This window comes from Niabella insulisoli, assembly GCF_039652435.2.
Lineage (GTDB): Bacteria > Bacteroidota > Bacteroidia > Chitinophagales > Chitinophagaceae > Niabella > Niabella insulamsoli.
Genome location: NZ_CP190246.1, coordinates 365,450 through 387,577 on the forward strand (window position 1 = coordinate 365,450; position 22,128 = coordinate 387,577).

General features: G+C 43.6%; 35 protein-coding genes and 1 tRNA gene. 23 read left to right on the forward strand and 13 right to left on the reverse strand.

From position 1 onward, the window contains the following. Position 1: 1 nt before the first annotated feature. The 3 genes from ABDK00_RS01430 to ABDK00_RS01440 form a co-directional block, all read right to left on the reverse strand. Complete coding sequence (locus tag ABDK00_RS01430) at positions 2-1,426, reverse strand: CCA tRNA nucleotidyltransferase (RefSeq protein ID WP_346237725.1); 1,425 nt, start codon at positions 1,424-1,426, stop codon at positions 2-4. A gap of 82 nt (positions 1,427-1,508) precedes the next feature. Continuing rightward, complete coding sequence (locus ABDK00_RS01435) at positions 1,509-2,075, reverse strand: L-threonylcarbamoyladenylate synthase (RefSeq protein ID WP_346237726.1); 567 nt, start codon at positions 2,073-2,075, stop codon at positions 1,509-1,511. Positions 2,076-2,099: 24 nt separating this feature from the next. After that, positions 2,100-3,254: a glycosyltransferase family 1 protein gene (locus tag ABDK00_RS01440; RefSeq protein ID WP_346237727.1), complete on the reverse strand. Its 1,155-nt coding sequence runs from the start codon at positions 3,252-3,254 to the stop codon at positions 2,100-2,102. Positions 3,255-3,339: 85 nt separating this feature from the next. Here ABDK00_RS01440 and ABDK00_RS01445 point away from each other — a divergent pair, with 85 nt between their 5' ends. Beyond that, positions 3,340-4,146, forward strand: coding sequence for a 2,3,4,5-tetrahydropyridine-2,6-dicarboxylate N-succinyltransferase (locus ABDK00_RS01445; RefSeq protein ID WP_346237728.1), 807 nt, complete (start codon positions 3,340-3,342; stop codon positions 4,144-4,146). Positions 4,147-4,226: 80 nt separating this feature from the next. Next, on the forward strand, positions 4,227-5,156 hold the full coding sequence (gene rsgA, locus ABDK00_RS01450; protein ID WP_346237729.1) for a ribosome small subunit-dependent GTPase A: 930 nt from the start codon (positions 4,227-4,229) through the stop codon (positions 5,154-5,156). A 95-nt stretch (positions 5,157-5,251) separates the two neighbouring features. Here rsgA and ABDK00_RS01455 read toward each other — a convergent pair whose 3' ends face one another. Both ABDK00_RS01455 and ABDK00_RS01460 read right to left on the reverse strand, forming a co-directional pair. Then, on the reverse strand, positions 5,252-5,986 hold the full coding sequence (locus ABDK00_RS01455) for a glycoside hydrolase family 3 C-terminal domain-containing protein (protein ID WP_346238301.1): 735 nt from the start codon (positions 5,984-5,986) through the stop codon (positions 5,252-5,254). Positions 5,987-6,338: 352 nt separating this feature from the next. Beyond that, positions 6,339-6,698 carry a hypothetical protein gene (locus ABDK00_RS01460; protein ID WP_346237730.1) on the reverse strand — a complete coding sequence of 120 codons (360 nt, stop codon included), beginning with the start codon at positions 6,696-6,698 and terminating at the stop codon, positions 6,339-6,341. A gap of 78 nt (positions 6,699-6,776) precedes the next feature. On the opposite strand from ABDK00_RS01460, the gene ABDK00_RS01465 reads away from it, so the two are divergent. Beyond that, positions 6,777-7,040, forward strand: coding sequence for a hypothetical protein (locus ABDK00_RS01465; protein WP_346237731.1), 264 nt, complete (start codon positions 6,777-6,779; stop codon positions 7,038-7,040). 2 nt (positions 7,041-7,042) lie between these two features. Here the strand turns inward: ABDK00_RS01465 and ABDK00_RS01470 are convergent, their stop codons facing one another. Continuing rightward, a complete protein-coding gene (locus ABDK00_RS01470) occupies positions 7,043-7,405 on the reverse strand; it encodes a hypothetical protein (protein ID WP_346237732.1) in 363 nt (120 codons plus the stop codon). A gap of 98 nt (positions 7,406-7,503) precedes the next feature. Between ABDK00_RS01470 and ABDK00_RS01475 the strand changes: the two genes are divergently transcribed. The 20 genes from ABDK00_RS01475 to ABDK00_RS01570 all read left to right on the forward strand — a co-directional run bounded on the left by ABDK00_RS01475 (position 7,504) and on the right by ABDK00_RS01570 (position 16,905). After that, positions 7,504-9,471 carry a hypothetical protein gene (locus ABDK00_RS01475; protein WP_346237733.1) on the forward strand — a complete coding sequence of 656 codons (1,968 nt, stop codon included), beginning with the start codon at positions 7,504-7,506 and terminating at the stop codon, positions 9,469-9,471. A 45-nt stretch (positions 9,472-9,516) separates the two neighbouring features. After that, positions 9,517-9,602: transfer RNA gene (locus ABDK00_RS01480), tRNA-Phe, on the forward strand. A 29-nt stretch (positions 9,603-9,631) separates the two neighbouring features. Then, the gene (locus ABDK00_RS01485) at positions 9,632-9,844 is read left to right on the forward strand and encodes a hypothetical protein (protein ID WP_346237734.1); all 213 of its coding nucleotides are present in this window, start codon (positions 9,632-9,634) and stop codon (positions 9,842-9,844) included. Between the two features lie 109 nt (positions 9,845-9,953). Further along, the gene (locus ABDK00_RS01490) at positions 9,954-10,850 is read left to right on the forward strand and encodes an AAA family ATPase (RefSeq protein ID WP_346237735.1); all 897 of its coding nucleotides are present in this window, start codon (positions 9,954-9,956) and stop codon (positions 10,848-10,850) included. 10 nt (positions 10,851-10,860) lie between these two features. Further along, the gene (locus ABDK00_RS01495; RefSeq protein ID WP_346237736.1) at positions 10,861-11,253 is read left to right on the forward strand and encodes a hypothetical protein; all 393 of its coding nucleotides are present in this window, start codon (positions 10,861-10,863) and stop codon (positions 11,251-11,253) included. A 76-nt stretch (positions 11,254-11,329) separates the two neighbouring features. Next, entirely contained in the window at positions 11,330-11,689 is a 360-nt protein-coding gene (locus tag ABDK00_RS01500) for a hypothetical protein (protein WP_346237737.1), read from the forward strand. Positions 11,690-11,699: 10 nt separating this feature from the next. Beyond that, positions 11,700-11,825 carry a hypothetical protein gene (locus tag ABDK00_RS01505; RefSeq protein WP_346237738.1) on the forward strand — a complete coding sequence of 42 codons (126 nt, stop codon included), beginning with the start codon at positions 11,700-11,702 and terminating at the stop codon, positions 11,823-11,825. Further along, a complete protein-coding gene (locus tag ABDK00_RS01510; RefSeq protein ID WP_346237739.1) occupies positions 11,822-12,046 on the forward strand; it encodes a hypothetical protein in 225 nt (74 codons plus the stop codon). Before ABDK00_RS01505 ends, ABDK00_RS01510 begins: the two co-directional genes overlap by 4 nt. A 57-nt stretch (positions 12,047-12,103) precedes the next feature. Further along, complete coding sequence (locus ABDK00_RS01515; protein ID WP_346237740.1) at positions 12,104-12,742, forward strand: DUF3164 family protein; 639 nt, start codon at positions 12,104-12,106, stop codon at positions 12,740-12,742. An 11-nt stretch (positions 12,743-12,753) separates the two neighbouring features. After that, positions 12,754-12,960, forward strand: coding sequence for a hypothetical protein (locus ABDK00_RS01520; protein WP_425474788.1), 207 nt, complete (start codon positions 12,754-12,756; stop codon positions 12,958-12,960). Further along, on the forward strand, positions 12,944-13,669 hold the full coding sequence (locus ABDK00_RS01525; protein WP_346237741.1) for a hypothetical protein: 726 nt from the start codon (positions 12,944-12,946) through the stop codon (positions 13,667-13,669). Before ABDK00_RS01520 ends, ABDK00_RS01525 begins: the two co-directional genes overlap by 17 nt. Beyond that, positions 13,666-13,914: a hypothetical protein gene (locus tag ABDK00_RS01530; protein WP_346237742.1), complete on the forward strand. Its 249-nt coding sequence runs from the start codon at positions 13,666-13,668 to the stop codon at positions 13,912-13,914. The genes ABDK00_RS01525 and ABDK00_RS01530 overlap by 4 nt, the downstream gene beginning before the upstream one ends. A gap of 14 nt (positions 13,915-13,928) precedes the next feature. Then, complete coding sequence (locus ABDK00_RS01535; RefSeq protein ID WP_346237743.1) at positions 13,929-14,252, forward strand: hypothetical protein; 324 nt, start codon at positions 13,929-13,931, stop codon at positions 14,250-14,252. Then, positions 14,206-14,652: a hypothetical protein gene (locus ABDK00_RS01540; RefSeq protein WP_346237744.1), complete on the forward strand. Its 447-nt coding sequence runs from the start codon at positions 14,206-14,208 to the stop codon at positions 14,650-14,652. Before ABDK00_RS01535 ends, ABDK00_RS01540 begins: the two co-directional genes overlap by 47 nt. Positions 14,653-14,700: 48 nt before the next feature. Then, complete coding sequence (locus ABDK00_RS01545; protein ID WP_346237745.1) at positions 14,701-14,925, forward strand: hypothetical protein; 225 nt, start codon at positions 14,701-14,703, stop codon at positions 14,923-14,925. 35 nt (positions 14,926-14,960) lie between these two features. Next, positions 14,961-15,509 (forward strand): hypothetical protein, encoded by a 549-nt coding sequence (locus ABDK00_RS01550; RefSeq protein WP_346237746.1) that lies wholly within the window; start codon positions 14,961-14,963, stop codon positions 15,507-15,509. Positions 15,510-15,512: 3 nt separating this feature from the next. Beyond that, positions 15,513-15,695 (forward strand): hypothetical protein, encoded by a 183-nt coding sequence (locus tag ABDK00_RS01555; protein WP_346237747.1) that lies wholly within the window; start codon positions 15,513-15,515, stop codon positions 15,693-15,695. A gap of 3 nt (positions 15,696-15,698) precedes the next feature. After that, positions 15,699-16,097: a hypothetical protein gene (locus tag ABDK00_RS01560; protein WP_346237748.1), complete on the forward strand. Its 399-nt coding sequence runs from the start codon at positions 15,699-15,701 to the stop codon at positions 16,095-16,097. 31 nt (positions 16,098-16,128) lie between these two features. After that, positions 16,129-16,590, forward strand: a complete 462-nt coding sequence (locus ABDK00_RS01565; protein ID WP_346237749.1) for a hypothetical protein — start codon at positions 16,129-16,131, stop codon at positions 16,588-16,590. 105 nt (positions 16,591-16,695) lie between these two features. Next, positions 16,696-16,905, forward strand: a complete 210-nt coding sequence (locus tag ABDK00_RS01570) for a hypothetical protein (RefSeq protein ID WP_346237750.1) — start codon at positions 16,696-16,698, stop codon at positions 16,903-16,905. Here ABDK00_RS01570 and ABDK00_RS01575 read toward each other — a convergent pair. The 7 genes from ABDK00_RS01575 to ABDK00_RS01605 all read right to left on the reverse strand — a co-directional run bounded on the left by ABDK00_RS01575 (position 16,902) and on the right by ABDK00_RS01605 (position 22,123). Then, positions 16,902-17,411, reverse strand: coding sequence for a hypothetical protein (locus ABDK00_RS01575; protein WP_346237751.1), 510 nt, complete (start codon positions 17,409-17,411; stop codon positions 16,902-16,904). The genes ABDK00_RS01570 and ABDK00_RS01575 overlap by 4 nt on opposite strands. 3 nt (positions 17,412-17,414) lie before the next feature. Beyond that, complete coding sequence (locus ABDK00_RS01580; protein ID WP_346237752.1) at positions 17,415-17,948, reverse strand: phage virion morphogenesis protein; 534 nt, start codon at positions 17,946-17,948, stop codon at positions 17,415-17,417. Between the two features lie 159 nt (positions 17,949-18,107). Beyond that, entirely contained in the window at positions 18,108-18,284 is a 177-nt protein-coding gene (locus ABDK00_RS01585; RefSeq protein WP_346237753.1) for a hypothetical protein, read from the reverse strand. Positions 18,285-18,402: 118 nt separating this feature from the next. After that, complete coding sequence (locus ABDK00_RS01590; RefSeq protein ID WP_346237754.1) at positions 18,403-19,740, reverse strand: hypothetical protein; 1,338 nt, start codon at positions 19,738-19,740, stop codon at positions 18,403-18,405. Beyond that, positions 19,740-20,975, reverse strand: a complete 1,236-nt coding sequence (locus tag ABDK00_RS01595) for a phage portal protein family protein (RefSeq protein WP_346237755.1) — start codon at positions 20,973-20,975, stop codon at positions 19,740-19,742. The genes ABDK00_RS01590 and ABDK00_RS01595 overlap by 1 nt, the downstream gene beginning before the upstream one ends. Before the next feature lie 48 nt (positions 20,976-21,023). Then, positions 21,024-21,503 (reverse strand): phage protein Gp36 family protein, encoded by a 480-nt coding sequence (locus ABDK00_RS01600; RefSeq protein ID WP_346237756.1) that lies wholly within the window; start codon positions 21,501-21,503, stop codon positions 21,024-21,026. 83 nt (positions 21,504-21,586) lie between these two features. Beyond that, positions 21,587-22,123, reverse strand: a complete 537-nt coding sequence (locus tag ABDK00_RS01605) for an N-acetylmuramoyl-L-alanine amidase (protein ID WP_346237757.1) — start codon at positions 22,121-22,123, stop codon at positions 21,587-21,589. Positions 22,124-22,128 lie beyond the last annotated feature (5 nt).

A 22,128-nucleotide genomic window follows, 5' to 3' on the forward strand; every position in this document is an offset into this window, starting at 1 on the left:
TTTATAAAATACCCATCTCCCGGGCCTTGGTTTGAAGAAAAGCCAGCGCAGCCTTTTTATTATTCGCTACTTCGCCATCGAGGATCGCATCTTTCAGGCTATCCTTCAAAACGCCCACAGCTTTGGAAGGCGGCAGGTTGAAGCGTTGCATGATTTCCAGGCCATCAACAGGCGGCTGCCAATTCCTGATCTCATCTTTTTCTTCCACCTCCCTGCATCGCTCGCGAACAAGCCTGAAATTGTCGAGGTAACGGCGCACTTTGCTTTTGTTTTTACTGGTGATATCGGCCTCGCAAAGTGTCATTAAAGCCTCCAGGTCTTCGCCTGCATCGAAGAGCAGGCGCCGGATAGCGGAGTCGGTAATATTTTCTTTGGTAAGGCTGATGGGCCGCAGGTGAAGTTCAACCAATTTTTTTACGAACCGCATTTTTTCGTTTGCCGGCAGTTTCAGTTCATTAAAAATTTTGGGAACCATGCGGCCACCGACTACTTCGTGCCCGTGAAAGGTCCAGCCATGCCCCTCTTCAAACCTTTTGGTAGCGGGTTTTGCGATGTCGTGCAAAATAGCGGCCCATCTCAGCCACAGGTCGGTTGAATTTTCTGCAACATTGTCGAGCACCTGAAGTGTGTGATAAAAATTATCTTTATGGCCATAACCATCTACATACTCTGCGCCAGCCAGCGCCACCATTTTAGGAAAAATTATTTTTAGTAAACCAGTTTTGTATAGCAGGTCAAAACCCTTTGAGGGCTTTGCAGCAAGAATGATTTTATTTAATTCATCAGTGATTCGCTCCTGAGAAATAATCCGGATGCGGTCTGCCTGTTCGGTGATGGCGAGCAATGTGTCGCTGGCAATGGTAAAATTTAACTGCGTTGCAAATCGAATCGCCCGCATCATGCGCAAGGGATCATCGCTAAACGTCTGCTCCGGCTCAAGCGGCGTAATGATTATTTTTTCTTCGAGATGTTGGCGCCCGTCAAAAGGATCGATGAGCTGGCCATAATTTTTTTTATTTAAACTGATCGCCAACGCGTTGATCGTAAAATCCCTTCTTTTCTGATCGTCTGCCAGACTGCCCGGCGTCACTTTGGGCTTTCGGCTGTCGCGCTGATAGCTTTCTTTTCGGGCGCCTACAAATTCAATATCAAAAAAACTATCACGATCCAGTGTAACGTTGATATGCGCAGTGCCGAAGTTTTTAAAAATGTTGACGGGCGGCACGGGCGTAAATTTTGAAGCGACTTTTTTAGCCAGCGCAATGCCATCGCCCACACAAACAATGTCAGCGTCTTTTGTGGAGCGCCCAATCAATTTATCACGCACAAATCCGCCTACAAGATAACTCTCGAGCGCCAGCTCCTGGGCGGCTTCCGCAATTTTTTCAATAATGATTTGATCCTGATCGTTTAATTCAATGTCCATGCAGCGGCAAAGATAACCGAGATTGGTTTTTGAAAAATGAGAAAGCAGTGGCGTCGCATTGCATTGGGCTTACGGCCCCCGCTCAGCGCCGGATGATTTGCACCTGGCCGTTCTGCCACCTGATGATTGAGGAAGGTTGCGCGGGCCTTTCGTCATCCTGCCGGTATTGAACCACATAGTCAACGCCGTTTTTGACGACAGCTTCGATAGCGGAGAAATTTTCGGGTGCCGGCTGCCCCGAAATATTGGCTGAAGTCGAGACAATCGGTTTCCCGAAACGTTTGATCAGGGCTTTGCAAAATTCCTCGTTACATATGCGGATGGCAATGCTTCCATCGGCAGCCATCAGGTTTTCTGCGAAGCCCAAACCGTTTTCATAAATAACCGTGGTGGGTTTATCAATGGTTTCCAGATAATCAAAAAGGCTGAGATCAACAGCTGCAGTGTACTGCATGATATCGCGCTCTGCAGCTGCCAACACAATAAGCGCTTTGCTGTCATCTCTGTTTTTCAGGGCGTACACTTTTTTTACCGCCGCCTCATTGGTGGCATCGCAGCCAATGCCCCAAACAGTATCGGTTGGGTAAAGAATAGTGCCGCCGCTGTTGAGCACGGCCACTGCTTTTTTGATATCCTCTTCGAAATTCATATTTAATTGGATTAACCTAAACGTTTAACTCATCGCATTTTGATAAATATTCATAACCGAGGCAGCGTAAGTGTCTGCGGCAAACCGCTTCGCATTGATAAGCCCTTTATCAACCGCCTGCTGGCGGTAAACTGCATCGTCGTAAAAGGCTGTGAGGCCTTCAGCAAGTTGCACGGGGCTTTGAGGATCTGCTAAAAATGCAGCATCACCCGCAATTTCCGGCAGACAGGAGGTGGTAGAAGTGATTACCGGAACGCCTCCCGACATCGCCTCGATGATAGGCATTCCAAAGCCCTCGTAAAAAGAAGGGTAGATCATGGCGATCGCTGATTGATAAAGCGCCGGGAAATCTTCTGTTTCAATAAAAGGTTTTTTTCCGGCCGCCACCAAATGATCAAACAGGAAAATGACGCGATCCTGTAAGCCGTGCTCTTCGAGAAATGCCTGGCATTTTTGCTTATAAGCGCCGCCCTTTCCAATAACTACCAAAGGCGTGGGAATATCTTTGTGTATAAGATGTATCGCTTTACATATATTCAGCAGGTTTTTCCTTTCGATGATAGTACCCACATGTAAAAAAAACTGCTGTGGAAGATTATATTTAATGCGCACTTCCTCTTTTTTTGCTGCCGTAGCGATTTGGGTGAAAATGGGGTCGCAGCTTTGATAGGCGACATCAATTTTTGCGGGATCGGTTTGATAACGGTCGATGATATGGTTTTTCGTCTCCTCGCTGATGGCCATGATTTTGTTGGCTTCCTTGCAGGCATAACGCAGCTTGGTGCGGTATATTTTTACGTCAATGGGTTTGAAATCCCCGGGATACAGTTCCGGAAACAGATCATGGATGGTCACTACCGAAGGGATGCCGGTGTGTGGAATGCCCATGGGGATCTCCTGGCTCGGCCCGTGATAAAGGTCAATTTTAAGACGTTGAAGGTCTTTGACCACCCATTTGCTTCTCCAGGCGCTGTTCAGCCATCGGTGCAGCGGTTGCTGGGGGCGCACTTCCTTTACATGGGCTGCGCCTGAGCGAAAAAGGGCGCCCGGCTTAGGATTGAACAAATAATATTGATGTTGCGGAAACGACGACGCCAGCAAATTTATCAGCACCCTGCTGAAAAATCCCAGCCCGGTTTTATTGTGATAAGCTCTTTTGGCGTCGAAACCGATGTTCATGCCACAAATATACTTATCTGAATTTACCCGTCGACCATTGGCTATTAATCCTTCCCCGTTATCTTTGTTGGCACAAAAATTAATTATGCAAGATTTGATTTTAGAAGCCTGGGCAAACCGGGATTTGCTCAAGGAAAAAAAATACAGTGACGCAATACGCGAAGTGATAGAAGCCGTAGATAAGGGTAAATTGAGGGTTGCCGAAAAAAAAGAGGTTAAATGGGAGGTGAACGAATGGGTGAAGCAAGCCATTCTGATGTATTTTGCGATCCAGCCCATGCAAACATGGGATGTGGCTCCATTTGAGTTTTATGATAAGATGTTGCTAAAAAAAGATTACGAAAAGCAGGGCGTTCGCGCTGTGCCCCACGCAGTGGCGCGCTACGGCGCCTTTTTAGGAAAGAACGTGGTGTTGATGCCTTCTTATGTAAATATCGGCGCCTACGTTGACGAAGGAACAATGGTAGATACCTGGGCAACCGTGGGAAGCTGCGCACAAATTGGAAAAGGCGTGCACCTGAGCGGTGGCGTAGGCATCGGCGGCGTACTCGAGCCATTGCAGGCGAGCCCCGTGATCATCGAAGACGGATGCTTTTTGGGCAGCCGATCTATCGTGGTAGAAGGCGTGATTGTTGAAAAGGAAGCGGTGCTTGGGGCCAACGTGGTGTTAACAAAAAGCACGCGGATCATCGACGTTAGCAAAGAAGTAGCAATTGAAACAAAAGGCCGCATTCCTGCGCGCAGCGTGGTTATCCCCGGTACTTATACTAAAAAATTCCCGGCGGGCGAATACCAGGTGCCTTGCGCATTGATCATCGGAAAACGTAAGGCCAGCACCGATCTGAAAACAAGCCTGAACGATGCGTTGAGAGATTTCAATGTTGCTGTTTAATTATTAGGTATATGGTTCGTAGTGGGTAGTTCATAGCTATTACTGTGAACCATCCGCTATGAACCTTCAACTTTTATGATGTGAAAGCGCTTGTATATAGATCTACCGGCAGCTGGTACACCGTCAAGGACGAGCAGGGCAACCTGCACAATGCCCGTATGAAAGGTGTTTTCAAGATGGATGATATCACCAGCACCAACCCGATTGCCGTCGGCGATGAGGTGTTGATAGAAGTGGAAAATGCCGGAGAAACCACCGCTATCATTACAAAGATCCTGCCGCGGCGCAATCATATCAACAGGCAATCGCCCCGTGTTAAACATCATCAGCACATCATAGCTGCGAATGTCGATCAGTCGCTATTGATTGCCACATTAAAAGATCCGCGCACTTCCCAGGGCTTTATTGATCGCTTTCTCGTTGTTTGCGAAATGTATCATGTGCCGGCTGTTGTAGTGTTTAATAAAACAGATATCTATCGCCAGAAGGAAGAAAAAAAGCTGGAGGCTTTGTCTGAAATGTATCGTTCTCTTTCCTACGGCGTTTTCGCCATCAGCGTGGAAGAAAATAGTGGCTTAGAAGCCCTGCATCATATTCTCAAAAATAAAACGACGCTTATTAGCGGCCACAGCGGCGTGGGTAAATCAACCTTTGTCAATCAGCTGCTGCCCGGCCAGGCTATAAAAACGCAGGACGTAAGCGGCTGGAGCGGCAAGGGGATGCACACGACTACTTTTGCAACCATGTATGATTTGCCCGACGATGGCCGGATCATCGACACCCCCGGCATTCGGGAGCTGGCGCTGGCAGGACTCGAAAAAGAAGAGCTCTCGCATTATTTTCCTGAGATGCGGGAACGACTCAATGACTGCCGTTACAATAACTGTATGCACACCAATGAACCCGGTTGCGCCATCAAGCAGGCAGTAATCGATCAGGAAATCTATGAAGACCGCTATGTCAGCTATGTGAATATTTTAGACAGCATCGGGCATAAAGGTTATACATAACTGCTGATTTCGTTGGTGGTTTTTGCGAATTGAGGTTCCCTCGCCCGGTTCGTAATGTTACAAATCGAGCCAGGGAAATGCAACCCGCATACCCACTATCTGGAAGGAGCGGCACTTTGGTGATACTGTTTCGTGCGACGATCCCTTATTGGCCCGCTCCAGTTGAGGCCAAATCCAAAATCATAGAAATGCTCGTCCATGTCTTTATAACATTCCATATCGAAGGGAACATCTTCTTTTTGTAATTCCACGGTTCGCATATTTGCCGGCATTTGCACTGGTAATAAGCCGGAAGGCTCAGATTTTCCCGACACGATGTCCAACACGGCTTGCAGGGACACGCCGAAATTTAGTAATATGCCGTCGGATTGTTTTTCGAACTCTCTAAAGATCATCGGGCCCGAAGCGGTTACCGAAACAACTACCGGTTTGCTGCCCATCATTGCCCTGGTATCCAGCAAAGTTTGCAAATCCATGGTATTGTATGCCGTGGTGGTCTTATTGTTATAGCTTCGGTTTTTTATTTCAGGATCAATAACCGGATCGCCGGCTGCGAGGCTTTGTCCTCTCGCCTCTGTCGCCGTATACGTGCTATATTTTAGCGATACCGGCACATAACCGTTGCCGCCACTTTCCCTGTCGGCGCGGCTGTAGCCTCCGTCCCTGCTTTGTGGGCTGGAAATGAAAACCAGCGCAAAGTCAGCTTTCTCCGGATCCGCTGTAAAGGAAAAATATTTTTTTACAAGTATGGGGGTACAAAAGAACTGTCCTAAAAATAGTATGAGTATATATTGCGCGAAAACCGCGCACGACGTGGGTTTGAGGCGTATTTAGCCTTTTTTACGCTTGCAGTCATTCTGTCCATATAGTTGAAATTTACGCGCATATAGTTGAAATTTAGGCCCTATACGGGCCTTTTGCTTTAAATGCCGTTTAAAGGTAACAAAAACATGGTTTAATTCCGCTGTGATGCGCTCCTACTCTAAATTCACAGAAAGATCAATTACCAAATAATTTTTTTACACAACATCGTCTGAATAAATCAAAAATGCGTAATCAAAGAAAGTTGGGTGTGCAGTTGGGTGTGCAGTTGGGTGTGCAATTAGTTGTTGAATATGATATGTGAAATGACTAGGGTGAAGTGGCAAAACACCGTGTTCAGGTGCCATGGAGGTATAAAAACTACCCCCGGAAAACCGGCTTTTTTTCCTTGGAAGACTGCTTTTCGCTAAGTAGATCAATTATTCTTTGTTTATCATTTAACGAATTCTTGAGTGTGTCAATTTGACCATTCAGGGCCTCAATAATCTGTGAATTTTCACCTTTCCGTTTTGGTGCCTTGTCAATTTCGTTGGAGGCGGCATCCTCAACCCCCTTAATTAAATAACTTAGACTAAAGTTTAAATACTTCGAGAATTTTAAAAGGACTTCCTCGGTTAAACTCCCATTCCTTTTTTTCATTGTTGCTAAATACCCATTGGATAAGGATAGCTCCCTTTCAACAACCGAAGGCTTTAACCCTCGCTTTGCTATTTCATCCATAATTCTGTTTATAGCCTTATCCAAAATTTAGAAAAAAGTTTAAAATAAATTTGATTATTTAAAATATAGTCTATTATTTTGTATCAAATAATTGTGCAAATGTTAAGCAAAAAAAGCAAAGTGAAAAATAAAAGTCCTAAAAATAAGCGAGTGCCGCGTAAATGGATAGCCGAAGTAGTCGGGTGCGCACCAGTAACTGTGGGGCAAGTATTGGACACCAAACGCTTAAAGGGCACTAGCGAACTAGCCACAAGAATAGAGCTTGCGGACGTATTGTTGGATGAAAAGGTGGAGCAAGCAATAACAGACGTAAAGAAAATTGTTCACAAAACAAATAAATAGAACTATGTCAAGTCCGATTCACTTAAACATTGACCGCTTAATTGGTGAAGTAACAATAGTTGTTCTTTCACCTCTTCAGGGGGAAGACCTAAAAAAGCACCTCGAAAGTTTATCGTTACATGAGGCCCTTGTTCCGGCAATTTTAGAAGCCTTAAACAAGTCCTGGCCCATTGTTCAAACAACACTCGATACCGCTCCGGCTCCGGATACAGATCAATAAACGAAACGCCGTCGATTGTGGAGTTTAAGAATAATTCAGATTCTTCTTCTAATCCGGCATTTAACAAAGGATGAGAGGGGAAAGACTCATTGGAAAGACTTTCCACCCAATTTATAAAATCTCTTTTTAATTCATCACTAGTCATTGCTTATAGTTTTTGATTGAGACCACAAACTTAAGCATTTCCCGGAAGGCATGCACATCACGTTCGAGCCGTGAGCGGGAACCAACACAAGGCAACAATTGAAGATAATTGACAACATACTGTATTTGGAAGCTTGCGAGTTTATAAAGCCAAACGGATTAGTGCCTCAAAACACGTATAAATCGCTACAGAATAGAAATAAAATAAGCGTTTTGGGACGAGGCGGCAACGGTAACTCTGTTTTAATTAAGTATGAAAGTCTCCCCCCAGCGTATAAGCAACTTGTAAAAGACCGATTTGGTGATCCTTACGAGTACGCAGCAAAACAGCCTATCAGGGATTTGATTCAAATAGACGAAAATGTTAGACAGTTCTTTGAAAACTACGATGGTGTAGGGTTGGAATACGAAGATAAAATGAAGTACACCAATGATGCCGCCATACTAAAGGCTTTCTACAAGCTGCTTAGTAATAAAAAGCAGCTGAAGGAAATGCTACATATAAGTATTGGGGCATTTTGGCAAAAAGCCTGTGAGATTGTAAAAGATGTGCAACATCAGTACCCCAATACACTTCCGACCAGCGAGCGCCGGCTTAAACCACGATACAATGACTTTGTAAAAAGCGCCTTTGATCCGGCAACGTTGATCGATGGCCGCAAATACAATACTACGAATAACCGTAAGGTCGACGATGAATTTGAATGGCTGATCATGAGCCTTTTTGTACAACGTCACCGGCCTTATAAGCTGGAAGCCTACAATGACTATTTGGCCTTTTTGCGTGGTGAGGTGATTATAATGGACACCCGAAAAAAAGAGGCATTCGACCCTGAATATTACCGGTGCTATGGAGAAATGAGCGATACGACTATTTGGCGCATACTTACAAAACCGGTGAACATGGCTGTAGTGGACAAAATGCGCCTAAATGCTTTGGATTACAGCAACAAACATTCGCCATATAACGAGCGATTTGCGCCGCTGTATAGCCTTAGTAAACTTACGATGGATGACTACGATCCACCGTTTAAAATGCCGAATGGTAAGCGACTTAGCGGTTATGTGGTGATGGATGTAGCTAGTAAATGTATTATCGGATCAGCTTTCAGCCGGGATAAAAACACCGAACTACTTATTGCCAGCCTTAAAGATATGTTCAGGCTGTTGGTAACAAACGATTGCGGCATACCCGGCGAACTGGAATTTGAACGCCATTTAACCGAGCCTTTAATGATCGATGACGGCCTTTTAAAAGCGGGCAATATGTTTCCTTTTGTGCGCCTGTGTAGGGCTGCTAATCCGAGGGAAAAGAGAGCAGAACACACGTTCCGTCATCTGAAATACACAAAGAAAAAAGAAAAGGGCTTCCGTGGTAGACCATGGGCAAAGGATGAGGCGAATCGCATGAATGAGAATGTAACAGCGACCCGGGAGTTTGAAGATATCGTGGAAGTTGAGCGCCGTTACATGGCAAAATGGAACAATGATCTGCACCACGATACAGATAGGTACCCAGGTATGACCCGTTGGGAGGTGTTTATAGAGAACCAAAACCCCCATTTAGCAAGGTTAAACCGCCACTTAATGGCGCAATATATAGGCGAAAAAGTCACAACAACCATAAGAAACAACAAGGTTTTGCAGGTTCAGTATGGTAGCTACTGGTTACCATCCGCTGAAAGCATAATGGATTTTAACAGCCATAGCGTTACGGCTTACTACCTGCGCGATAAAGACGGCCAAATACCGGAAGTGTATCTGTATCAGGATGGCGAATATAAATGCACTGCTATGAAAGGCGAAAGGTATAACGAAAGCCAATTTGAGCAGACCGACGAGGACAAGCGGATCATGCATGAGCAGTTTGGGTACCGTAGTGGATTCGACGCCATGGTAAGACAAAGGGTTTCGGAACTGGCAAAAGTGGAAGTGATTAAAATGGAAACGCTCACAGTTGATGAGCTGCCAGCAAAAAAAGAGTTGCCGTCGTTCGCAGAAGTTGAACAGCCGGCACCATCAAAAGTAAAAAAGAGTTTCAGTCAAATGGCTGAAGATGACTTATAGCGATACATCATCGCAAGTTCTTTGACATATTGGAAATAGCGCATTAGCCGGGTAGTGTAACGGTAGCACTGTGGGCAAAAGTATTTTAGGCCGAGTCCCCATTAGTGCGGGTTCGAATCCCGTCCCGGCTTCTTTTTATAACCCCTAAAACATAAAAATTATGGCCTATTTAGTTACAATAGAATGTCCGAATCATATTGTTGCAAACGCAATCGGAATATTATTTGAAAATGACTGCATGCAGAAACTCATTAACACAGAATTAGACCGAATTGGATTAAGTGAACACAAAATTGATATTGATAAAGGCGTTCATATTGATTTTGACGGTGAAGATTACTATAGCGATCATAAAGTCAATCTTAATGTATAAACAATAGGGCGGCATTACCAGTGCCGCCCCTGAAAAATACCCGTTCCTAGCGGGGAATTAATCACCGGCCCCGGATAGCACCGGGGCCATAAAAACCAATTTCAAAATTATGACTATTAATGAAGAGGTAAGAAAGAAAATTGCCAGTGTCTTACTTCAGCAACGGCAAAACTTCGATGGTAGCGACGCGCAGTATGCGCTATCGTTTGACATTAACAAAGGCGTTTATGCCCGGCTAAAAAATAACGAAACCGAAAGGCTGCTATCTGATAAAAAGTGGATCACTATTGCCCGGCGCCTAGGCGTTCAATTGGGCGATGAACCGGAATGGCTACCCGCCCGAACGGGAGTGTTCGAGTACATCACCAGCCAAATGACGATCTGCAAGGCTGAAAGCATCAGCAGTATTTATTGTGATGCCGCAGAAGTGGGAAAAACCGAAGCGGCGAAGTACTTCTGTAAAACCACAAAAAACAGCGTTTACATTGACTGCTCTTTGCATAAGAGCAAACAAAAGCTTATCAGGGCCATTGCACAAGGCTTCGGCCTGGAGCATACAGGTAAATATGTAGACGTTTTTAGCGACCTGGTTTATTATCTCAAAGTAATTCATAAGCCGTTTGTTGCGCTCGACGAAGCCGGTGACCTTGAGTACAGCGCGTTTTTGGAACTAAAGGCCCTTTGGAATGGTAGCGAGTACTGCTGCGCATGGTATATGTTGGGCGCTGATGGCCTCAAAAAGAAGCTGAATCGCGGCAAGGAAAGCAAGAAAGTTGGCTTCACAGAAATAATAAGCCGGTACGGCAGCAAATACAACCGGGTAACGCCGGTAGTTGATGATGAACGCCTGGAATTTTGGAAGGATGAAGCCATTGCGATAATACAAGCCAACGCACCAATAGGTATAGACATCCAGCAGCTTTTATTGAAGTCTAATGGTAGCCACCGGGCATTGAGAACCCAAATACTAAAGCTTAAACGGAAAAGTCAGTTAGTTAACACTTAAAACATTTGATATGAATACCCCTACAATCAAACTCAATCAGCAATATACCTATAACCTGAAACAGGTGCTATTCGCTACGCAAATGGATGAAGAGGAATTAGGCCATTTGATAACGGAAACAGCTGATACCTGGCTGCGCAGATTCTTTAAAGGAAAAATTGATCATGACTCCGTTTTGCATAATGCCGCTTTTAGAAAATGGTGGCGCATGCATTGGCTGGATCGGGATGATCGGTTCTTTCTTACAAAGGTGTACGAATCGCCGGAAGATTTCAGGTTTTCTCAATACAGGATGCTTCATCAATGCGTATTTAACCTGTTACAACCCAGTACACAGTTTATGTATCAGGACTTTTTAGATATGAGAGAAGTATTTGAAGCTTCCCCTGTAACATCACATTAACAATATTTTCATAGGCAAGCAATCGAGCGGGGCTTGTTTCTACAGGCCCCTATTTTATGCAATCAACCATTAGTGTATGACTTTAAAATTTAATCACCGCGAAATGATGCTATTCCGGGAAGTAATTCAAAAGGCTATAGCCCACTATAGCCAGGAGATCGCCCAGGAATATGACGATATGTATTGCGCCATTAAGGCCATTTTAGACGAGCTGTGTGTAAGGCTGATAAAAGATACCATCATCATAAAAAGCAAATACAGTGTGAAGCTAAAAACGTGGGAGGGTTTTGCTTTTCGTGCAGCCTTTGCCGGTGCCGAAAGAAAGGACGATACAGGAAAATGGCTTGGAGACATTTGCGATCAGATACACTTTCACAACGCAAATAAACTACCGACCATTGACCCAAAGCGATTGGCGCTGCCTGAACCACAGTAAATCCCCAACAATGAATAAAAGAAAAAACAGGCGACAAAGTGTCGAACTGCGCGAATGGAGCTTTTCAGAAGGCCTCATACGCATCGCCATCGCACTTGTGGCCATTTATCAACTGTTTAAACTATTCTACAAATGAAAAAGCAATTTTTGGTTGTGCGTTACCCTAAAAATGCACAAATGCGGGTACTGCCTGAAAACAACGCCGTCGTTGACAATTACGAAAGCGCTGTCGGACTTATAAACGGCATGCTGGTACCTGAAGGTATTCCTATGTTGATGGCAGGCCCTGAAAAGTCAATCAAAGTCGTTCTATCCAACGAAGTGATCGAGTTGATCATACTCAAGCGCTCCGCATAACAAATTATTTAATCACCGGCCCGTTACCAGCGGGCCACTAAAAACCACCTATCAACAATGAATAACGTTTTAATTCAGTCATCCAAAAACAAAACATGGGTTGACGCAGAAGGCAATAAAGTGCCGTTTAAGTTTATACCGGCCACCGATAAAATGAAAGAGCCGTTGGCCGCATCCTTGCTGAGGGACGCTTTGAAAATTGAAAAACAGCTATCAGATTTTCACGCGAAAATCAATGCGGATTTTCAGAAAGTGTTTAACCAAATGCTTGCTGATTATAAAATCAACTATGGCAAAGATCGAAAGATAAAAGGCGCTTACACCTGGTACAATTTCGATAAGAGCATCAAAATTGAAGCGAGATTAAGCGACTTAGTTAAATGGGATGAAGCCATGATGAACGAAGCCCGCGAACAGTTCGACGCTTACTTAAGCCAAAACTTAACTGAGGCCAACGAGCTTATCAGGGGGTTGGTTCAGTCAGCTTTTAGCAATACAAAAGGCATGATCGATATTGGAAAGGTCAACCAAATACTTAAGTATGAGGAGAAAATCAAACACAAAGCTTTCCAGCGGGCATGTTCTTTAATGCGAAACGCGCAGACGGTGACCAGTAGTAAGCGCTACATGATGGTGTGGGTTCGGCAAGCTGACGGCAGCTATCGCAACATAAATCTAAATTTCTCAACCCTTTAAACCAGCCTGCTATGAGACTAATTGTTTTTTTAAGCTCGTTCGCAATAGTTGCAACACAAGCCATGTTCTTTGTTTTACGTGCAGTTGGCTCTATTCATTGGCCCTGGTATATACTACTAATACCTTTTTGGGTTTACCTGATTGCGGGTATATCAATGCTAGTCGCGTTTATTCTGTTTAATCTAAAAAAGGAGGTATCTAATGGCAAGGGCACTTAATGCAAATGAGTTTTTAGGTAAAAAATTTCAGGAGCTTTCATTTGATGATCATTGGCACAAGGCGTTTGGCAACCCCGAATCTAACTTTTCAGCTTTAATGTATGGTAAGCCTAAAAACGGGAAAACCGAATACTGTACTATGTTGGCTAAGTACATGACCAAATTTGGAAAGGTTCTTTATAACAGCTTCGAGCAAGGATTTAGCAAAAGCTTGCAAGATGCCTGGCGGCGGCAAAAACTGAATGAAGTATCTAATATGGTTCATATAGTACACAAAGAACCGTTTGACGCTATGGTGGCCCGATTGAAAAAAAAGAAGAGCGCACCAACGGTCTTTATTGACAGCCTGCAATATATCAAGATGTCTTATGAGCAATGGCAGTTCCTTCGCAATACTTTTCCCCGCAAAAGGTTTATAATAATTTGCCACGCGGAAGGTGATGACCCCAAAGGCGGCGCAGCAAAGGCCATTGAATACGATGTTGATATAATGGTATTGGTCAAAGGCTTTGAAGCACATCCCCGTTCTCGTTTTGGCGGCAATGAGCCGTATGTATTTTATGAACAGGGACATATTAATTGGCTGAAACGACAGGGTAAAGAGCCAAAGAAAAAGAAGGAACCAACAAAGCCAGCCGCTCAATCCCCGGAGCTATTCGATAACCAACCGGAACCTGAAACGGAATCGGTGCAAATGAAAGCAGTATGAAAGGAAAAGGAGTATTAACCAGGTTGGATAACGCGAAGCGTGTTTTTGATAAAGTTGTGAACGATGCTGAACAGAAACTGGCAGATGATATATCGTTTCCATTTGCTGTTATTCATCAAAGCGGCGATGGCTTTTGCGTGGTTCATCAGGAGACAGCCCGTGTCGCGCTTTTGGAGGCGGTCATTTCAGTTATTGATCAGCGTGGATACCTGACTGAGTCTGACTTTTTTGATCACTGTATTTAAACTGGAAAACGAATATGATAGGAATAACAGATCACGCCTATAAAAGGGCAAAAGAGCGGCTGAACCTGAATGCAAATTCCCTTAAAAAGCTTTGCGCCCTGGCTTACTGTTATGGTGCGCAAAAAAGAGACACAAGGGGCGAATTACTAAAGTACCTACAGCGACGTTCAGATGACCATCCCGGTAATGATTTCAGGATATACGGCGACAATCTTTTCATTTTCAAATCAAACTCCCTGGTAACGGTGTACCGGTTACCAAATGAGGTTAACAAAAAGCAATACATCAGGAATGAAAAAGTACATAATCCAAAAAGACACCTTCACCGGCAGCATTAATGTGCTGTACGATTCCAACGACCGGTTGTTGTATATAAACTTCGAAGAGTGTCAAATCAGCGACGAACTTCGCGAAAGCTACAAAAAGCATATACCTATTACCGTTGAAGGGTTAAGCCACTTTAATAAATACGCGAAAGCGTCGATCATCCCAATCAAAATAAACATCACGTTTGAAATGTGGTATGACCTTTTTGGTATGCCACGGAACAAGGAACGGGCTTTAAAGCACTGGGATAAGCTATCACAAAATGACCGCGTGATAGCCTTTTACAATACCAAAAAGTACCTGCGGTACTGCCAAAGGAACAGCGATTGGTATAACAAATTATATCCCGACAGCTTCTTAAGCCCCGTCAACAGGCATTATTTAACGGATTGGGATCAAGTAAAACACTAATTATTTAACAGCCCCGGCTTCGGTCGGGGTTTAAAATCCCCGTTAGTTATGGAACGAAATACGATTACAACTGTAGATAAATTACAACTGGGAGACCGGTTTTATAAAGCGAATGATAAAAACAAAACGGTTCTGACCAAAGTGGAAAGCGAGATTAAGGTTACGATCTATCGGACTTATCGACACTTTGCAAAAACAGACAAAGAGAAATTTCCGCAGCCCATAAATGCAAATACAAGGGTTGTTTTTTTAAGAAACGAAAACCAAAAATAATGATTTTACCTTTTAATACTACATGGCCCAAACACATGAACCAACTAGCCGGCCAACCCACTCACTTCGTCGAAAAAATATGGGAGGGCCTGTTTTTTCATGAAGTGCTACCGTCGGATGACTTAGAGGAGCTGCATTTGAAATTCATCAAAGATCATCGGGTAAAATTTGGCAAGGCCTGGGATTCCATCCCTGACGACTCTCCCTTGTTGAAGTATCCCAAAATTCATACAATACGTGAAGCCGGAAGCGATCGCTGGAGGCCGGGTGTGAACATCGATTTTTTTATCAATAGCCGCAAAAAAGACATGTCTCGGTTTGCGCCGATTGTACCTTGTAGAAGCACTCAGCGGTTTTATATGCTTAAAGAGCCAATGGGGCTAGACAAAAACGACAATGTTAATGACTGGGGTGTATTTTTTAAAATTGATGATAAGATATTGGATTATAAGGAAGCTGAAGAGCTTGCGCTTAACGACGGTTTTGATAGCTTGGATGCATTTTGCCAATATTTTGACCCATTACTGGAGCCGACAAAACCAAAGCCCTTCACATTGATTCATTGGACAAATCTTAAATATTAAGCCATGAATGAACAGGTAAAAAAAATGGAAGCCGAAAAAGCTATGCTCCAGGAACGCATTAATAAACTTAATACCGCAATTCAGGCCTTACAGGAGGTGTGCGACCATAATTATTTGTATCAGGGCCATGACAGCCACTATGAATATTATGAATGCACAGATTGCGGCCACGCCTTTAAAAAGTAAGCTATGTTAATCAACCCCCTACAAAATAAAATGCTCCACAGCCTGTTGACCCAAACAGGGCTAATGCACATGAAGGCTGAATTAGTTTTCAGCTACAGCAGTCGTCGCACAAGTTCCAGTAAAGAACTAACTACGATGGAGGCGGCTAATTTGATAAACTATCTGAAAGCCCAACCAACCGAAGCGGCACAATGCCAGCAAATGCGCCGCAAAATCATTGCGAAAGCACACAAAATGCGTTGGGAAACTGCGGAAGGTAAAGCTGATATGGAGCGTATCGAACATTGGTGTCTGAAATATGGAGGCTTTAAAAAGAAGCTGAATGACCATACGTATAAAGAGTTGGTGCATCTTGTGACACAGTTTAATGCAATGTATAAGAAGTTTTTAGCAAAGTTTTGATATTTTTAAACCCCATAAACTAAATTTTAAAATGAGTACACCCAAAGAAAGAAAAAAAGCGCCTAAGTGGTTTATTGCACTGTTTATCGTAGCCGTATTGTTTATTGTAATAAAGTGCATGCGCGGTGATGACAACCCACAAATTAAGGAAACCGAAAATGTAGCTTGGGAAAAAATGAGCTACGAACAAAAAGAAGCTTGGATTCAATACCGCATCGAAAACAATGACGGCGGTATTTCTATCACCAATTTAAAAGATGCCATTGCGAAGCATTTGAATTATCCCAACGATGTTAATTACTCCCTTGATGAGACACCCACTTTGCAACGAGGTCGCATTGTAGACGCGGAAACTGGCACCGTATTTATTGAAGGCTCAGGCACTGGTAAAAATGCATTTGGTGTTAAAGAGGCTTTTAAATATGCCATCAACTTAAAAGTTACAAAAGATAGCATGTACATTGCTGATGTATCAGTCAATGCCAGTAAATAAGCGTTTTTTCCTCATGAAATTTGAAGCCCGCTAAAATAATTAGCGGGCTTTTTAGTAATTTTGCTAAATTGCGTCAGCAACCAAACCCATTCCCCGTATTAATTAATGGCTCGAAACAAACAACTTTTACAGCGTCGTAATGCGAAAGTGCATGAGCTATTCAGGCACTATCGAAAGAAAAATCCAAAGTGGCAGCTTGTATTTGTAATTGAAGCGGTGGCCAATGATATGTATCTAACCCCTTTGAGAATCCAGCGCATTTTAAAAGAACCGGCCACGGTTGAAGCTCCCGCAAATCAAATGGCCATGTTTTAGCGAATGTTTATCCTTACTGTTTCCGGGCCTTCACTTTCCGGCGCCGGCTTTCCTTCCCACATCGAATAATTGTAAAGTTCCGTCCGGTAAGATAGTACGGAAAACACATGACCTTCCACAAAATTTAATTCACTACTTCCCACGGGTGTAAACTTTTGAGTAAGCAATCTGCCATGCTCATTCCTTACGACAAATCCCTGCATCAAATTATTGATTTCAATGAGAGCGTTGTGGTGCGCAACTAAAGCGCTGTCCTGAACGGCATTTTCATGCTGATGGAATGGAGCATTGCTAATATAATGCACCTTTATAACTGCATTTTTAATAACACGGATTCCGCGCCCCCAAAAGGTAGATGCTGCATTTTTAGGCATTTCAATATACAGAGCCGGCACCCGGTACACTGTATTTGTCTTACCCTTTGCGTACTGACCGGTGAAAAAAAAGCCCGGAGCAATAGTATTTAAATGTTGTTTAATTGCTTTATAAATCGGATAGGTAAACATAATCTATGAGTTAAAAATATTGTCTAAGTCTTTAGTGATTTTATCGACAACCTGTTGATCCAGTTCAGGATCAGGCCCAATAAACTGACGCTTTGGAATTACGATCTTTTTAGCCAGGGCGCAGCGCTTATACAATTCTGCCAAATCTAAATTACCGGCATCCTTCATTTCATAATGCTTTGCCCAAAAGAACTTTTTCATTTTCACAGAAACGGTAATTTCTCCACCCTCGTTATGGATTTCAGCATACAGAAGGTCGCTATAAATAATAATAGTGGAACCCTGTATTCTGTAATCTATACTTTCCATAAGGTCTCCTGACAAAACCAAAACCCCTTGTGCGTTGGTGCTGCCCGCACGCGGCGTTTTTCTGCTTTCCCATTTTGTGTTTGCTAAACCACCTTTACGGAAAGCCTCTTTAAAATGGTCAACTGCAAGTTGTCCAATTACAATAGGTACATCATTTTTGATGTAATCAATTGCTTTTAACAACGCAGCTTCCATTTCCGCAGCCCCTTTGATGTTTTGACTACTCATTTGATTATATTTGATTTATGGAAGAAAACAGCGATGATCTTTACAGTGTGAAAATTGAATTGGAGAAGTTTATACCCGAACTTATTAAGGAAATTATTGCCTTAAGGGGTGACGTTGACGCATTGTTGTCCATAATCGATGGATTTATGGAGAAGCGGTCTAATTCGGAAGGTTATCAAAACTTTCGAGAATCGTTGATAAAGCTTCGGAACGAGCATCGGCAGACGGAGCTTGAGAAACACGAAGTTTACCAGCAATACCTTTCAAACTTAATGAAACGTAATTTGAACGACGTTGACGGAATTTCTTTTTCTGGGAATGACGATTTTTCTTCATAACTAAAAATTTTGTATTTTTGTAAGGCAATCAGCCAATTACAACTTGTTATAAAAAAGGTATGGTTCATTGTTTCGGCACTGATCCGCACTTCATACCCCGACTTCGGTCGGGGTTTTTATTTTCTGTACATCTTCAAAAAGCTTTTGCGGGTAAATTCTAACCATTCGCCTTTGAAGTAGATTTTCATATAAAAGCCGTCATACGCCTCATGCATGTACTTTAAATATATCTGCCTGTACAAATCGCTTTGGCTGATATAATTCTCTTTTTCGATAACCAGTACAATGCCATCGGCCTGACTGTGTGCGTCGCTGATAAGGTTCCTGATTGTATTTTTAGATGCCTTATTTTCGACCGGCTCTTTTAAATCGTAATACACTTTATCAATCCTGTAATCGGGATTATGTTCCCCTTTGACGCCGTTTAAAAGTTTGTTGCGTAATATATTTTGTTCCGGGCTGCTGGCGTTTAACGTTGGCAATATCTCCATTTTGCCTACCACTACGGTTTTTGAATTGGCCACTTTGCGAGCGTTGTTAATTGCCGCCTGAAAATCATTATTGTCAAACGCTAGAGGGTGCGCCAATACCTGGGTACCCGCCTTGCTGCTATAAACATTTATGTAGGGTAGATCAGCTGCCATTTCATAATCGACGATCTTCTTTGCATGCTTTATCAGCTGCTCTTTGGTAGCGTTCGGAACTGCCTTTGCATATTCGGTGCTATCAATTTGGAAGATTTGACCGGTTTTCCCCGGATTGAAAGCGAAATCTTTTGTGGGGGCCGGAAGATCATCAGGAATATCTGTCACCTCCTCGTCGGTAACTTTCCAACCGCATTTGCAGCCCCATTCCTTTATCGGCAGGTTGATATTCCAAAAAGGATCATCCATTGGCCGGACAATATTGTAATAGCGTTCGTGCTGCTCTCTTTTATTGGCAGACACAGAAGGCAGGTACTTGATATTAGGAAATAAGTGCTTTGTAGTCAAAGCCTTTTGCCATTGAGCGGCGCTACGAGCCTGACGAACAGCAGCGTCGTACTCTACATCTAAATACCGCACATTATACTTGTCGTCAATCTCAAGGGCCTTTTTTCTAAATTCTTGCTTTGACCGCCGGTTTCCATTATCATCCACCAGCAATGCCGCCATTTCTTTTATTTGGGCATGGTTCTTAAAAGCGGCGAAAGTTGAAACGTTGTACTGCAATTGTTTGAGGAACTCGTAATTCGGGGTGCCGAATTCTACTTTCATGCTCAACCCCTCGTTTACCGCTTCTTTCAAAGGCTCCCTGGTACGCTCAAATAATTGCCGGTCGGTGCGTCTCTTAATTTTGCTTTTATTGAATAGCTCATCCAGCGCCTTATTGATCAGGCCGGGAACATTCATTTTTGTTGACAGCTGAACACGTCTGCGATCAGAGTAGAAATAAGTTGATTCGTAAGTACACATTAGCCTTTGGTTTTCTTCTTATCGGCGTCGGCCTGTTTATTGTCCTGATCATCTTTCCCGCTTTCGGTAGCTTCCGGCCCGCTGTCAGCCGCCGGTTTAGCCGGATCGAAATTTTCCATTGCCTTGCTTTTTGCGAGCTTATTTTTACGTTCGGCAATCAATACCGGGTAATCGAACTTATATCCTTCGGGAATTGGAAAGCCCTTAGCCCGTAGGTAGGGGAATAGCTTGTCGTTGATCTCATTGGCGACGAAGTTTAAGCGGGCTAAGGTGATATCCTCAAACTTTCTTTCCTGCACTTCGGCAGCGCCAACAAAGGATTTTTCTGAAGACGTACCGACCTGCCCGTTAATGCCGATCTCATTTTCTTCATTGCACAGTTTGACATTATCCCAATAGATATCATGCATCCGCTGGCCTTTGCGCTCCACAATATTTACGGTATCACCCTTTTGGGTTACCACGTATCCATCGGTACCGAGGTTTGCTGCCTGCCTTTCCAGTCGATCCAGCTCATCATCATTATTGGTGTCGGCTTCGATTGATGTAAGCGGCATGCCAAACTTTTCACTTGCCCGGCTCCAATCCGAGCGGCTGTAATATTTCCAAATGGTATTGTAGGCGATATTGGCAAGTAAACCTAAATCCTCCCTGGTGTCGTAGAACTCTACTAAATCAAGATCATTGCTGATACCGTTGTAATCGATGTAGCTACCATTAACCTCCCCGTCTATTAATACCCACGCCCTTTCAATCGAAATATGTTCGCATGGAATAAGTTTTACTACCCCCATATTGCACTCTTTAGGGTCGATAAAATCATACTCAAGTACCTGAAAACCCCAGAATTCGCACAGTGCAATATGCTTAATGGTTTGGGCAAGCCAGCGCTTACGCATCTTATCAGACAGGTCGTCTACCGGGTTTTCGTTCTTATCGTAGATCATCCACGGTTCACCGGTTACTTTCATAACGGCGTCCCGGATTTGGCCCTTTAGCCGCAAGTCCTCCAATATGTATTTGAAAATCTCTATCAGTTTACGACGGCTGGGTTGATCAGGGTTTTGGGCCAATTGCCGCGCTAGCCGAATATCAGCAATTTGAAAGCTTACTTCGCGGCGATACTGTTTCTTTATTACTTCACTTGCCCGCTTTTTGCTCCTTTCGCCTTTAGGGCTTAAAATTTGCCCTGTTTTGTTTTTTCCGATAGAATACCCGAATAATGAAAATGCCATGATTTTTGACCGTTTAAATGCGTTTAAATAGCGATTATTTGAAAGTGATTAGATTCTGTGGCTGCGTTTTGGTGCTGATCCAATTCGGCGAAGGCCAAACCCCGAAGTTTCGGCGTCTTCTTCACCGGGTTGATTTGAATCGCCTTCCTGCTCTTTGGGTGGCAGGTTTAGCGGTTCTTTGCCGCGCGAAATCTCATCCAGGCTTTTAAAGGCGTCGTTATAATTCTTAATAACCTTTTCCGGTACTTCGTAATCGTCAGTGCGCTGGTAGAGTTCGTAAAGGCCAATAGATAAACCCAATGCCAGCAGGTAACCGTTTCGGGCGTCGCCTACCTTTTCAAATTCCGGCTCTACATTATACAGCACGCCCGCCTTCGTTGCGATGGTGTCACATGCTATTTTGTCCGCAGCAGCCAAAATTTCATCCGCAGTGGGATTATTCTCGCTGTTTACGGCAATGTTTTCGAGTATCAAGTCCAACAGGTTGATGCGAATTCTGATCTGATAATCACTTTTTTTTAAGTACATGGGCTACAGTAGTATGGTTGTGAGCATAGCGACTATATATATTATAGCCACTATGGCAGTTAAAAGATTTAAAAAATTAGTTGTCATCTTATTAAATCGTCATAGGTCATTAGAACGGCAGCTATGTTTTTGGCTAGTAGTAAAAAATTGGCATCATAGCGGGCCATATCCTCTTTGCTATCTATAAAACAGATTTCAAGAAGCCCGTTTATGCCCGGCTCATGCACAAACGCCAGGCGTCCGCGGTGACTATCCTTTTCACTTTTTGCGCCACGATTGTTGATGCGCAGTACCCGCGCTACCGCTTCGGTAAGGCTCTTGCAGAATTTTACCGACATAACGCCTGCATTATCTTTATGAAGAGCGGTGGTGCCTGAAGCTTTACCAGTGCCGGATGCATCAAAATGCAGTTCCATAACCACCGAGCCTGATCCGGGTTTGATGCGGTTCAGATATTGCGAAAGCGTTTCATCGTCGCTGTCGGTAAATACTTTGTATTCCGGTTTTATGAAATTCAGGATGGCATCACGCAGTTTAACTGTTTCCTGATTTTCCTTTCTGCCATTGCTTACGGCTCCCGGGTCGTTATGATGGTGTCCAGCACTTAAAAAAATTGCCATTATTG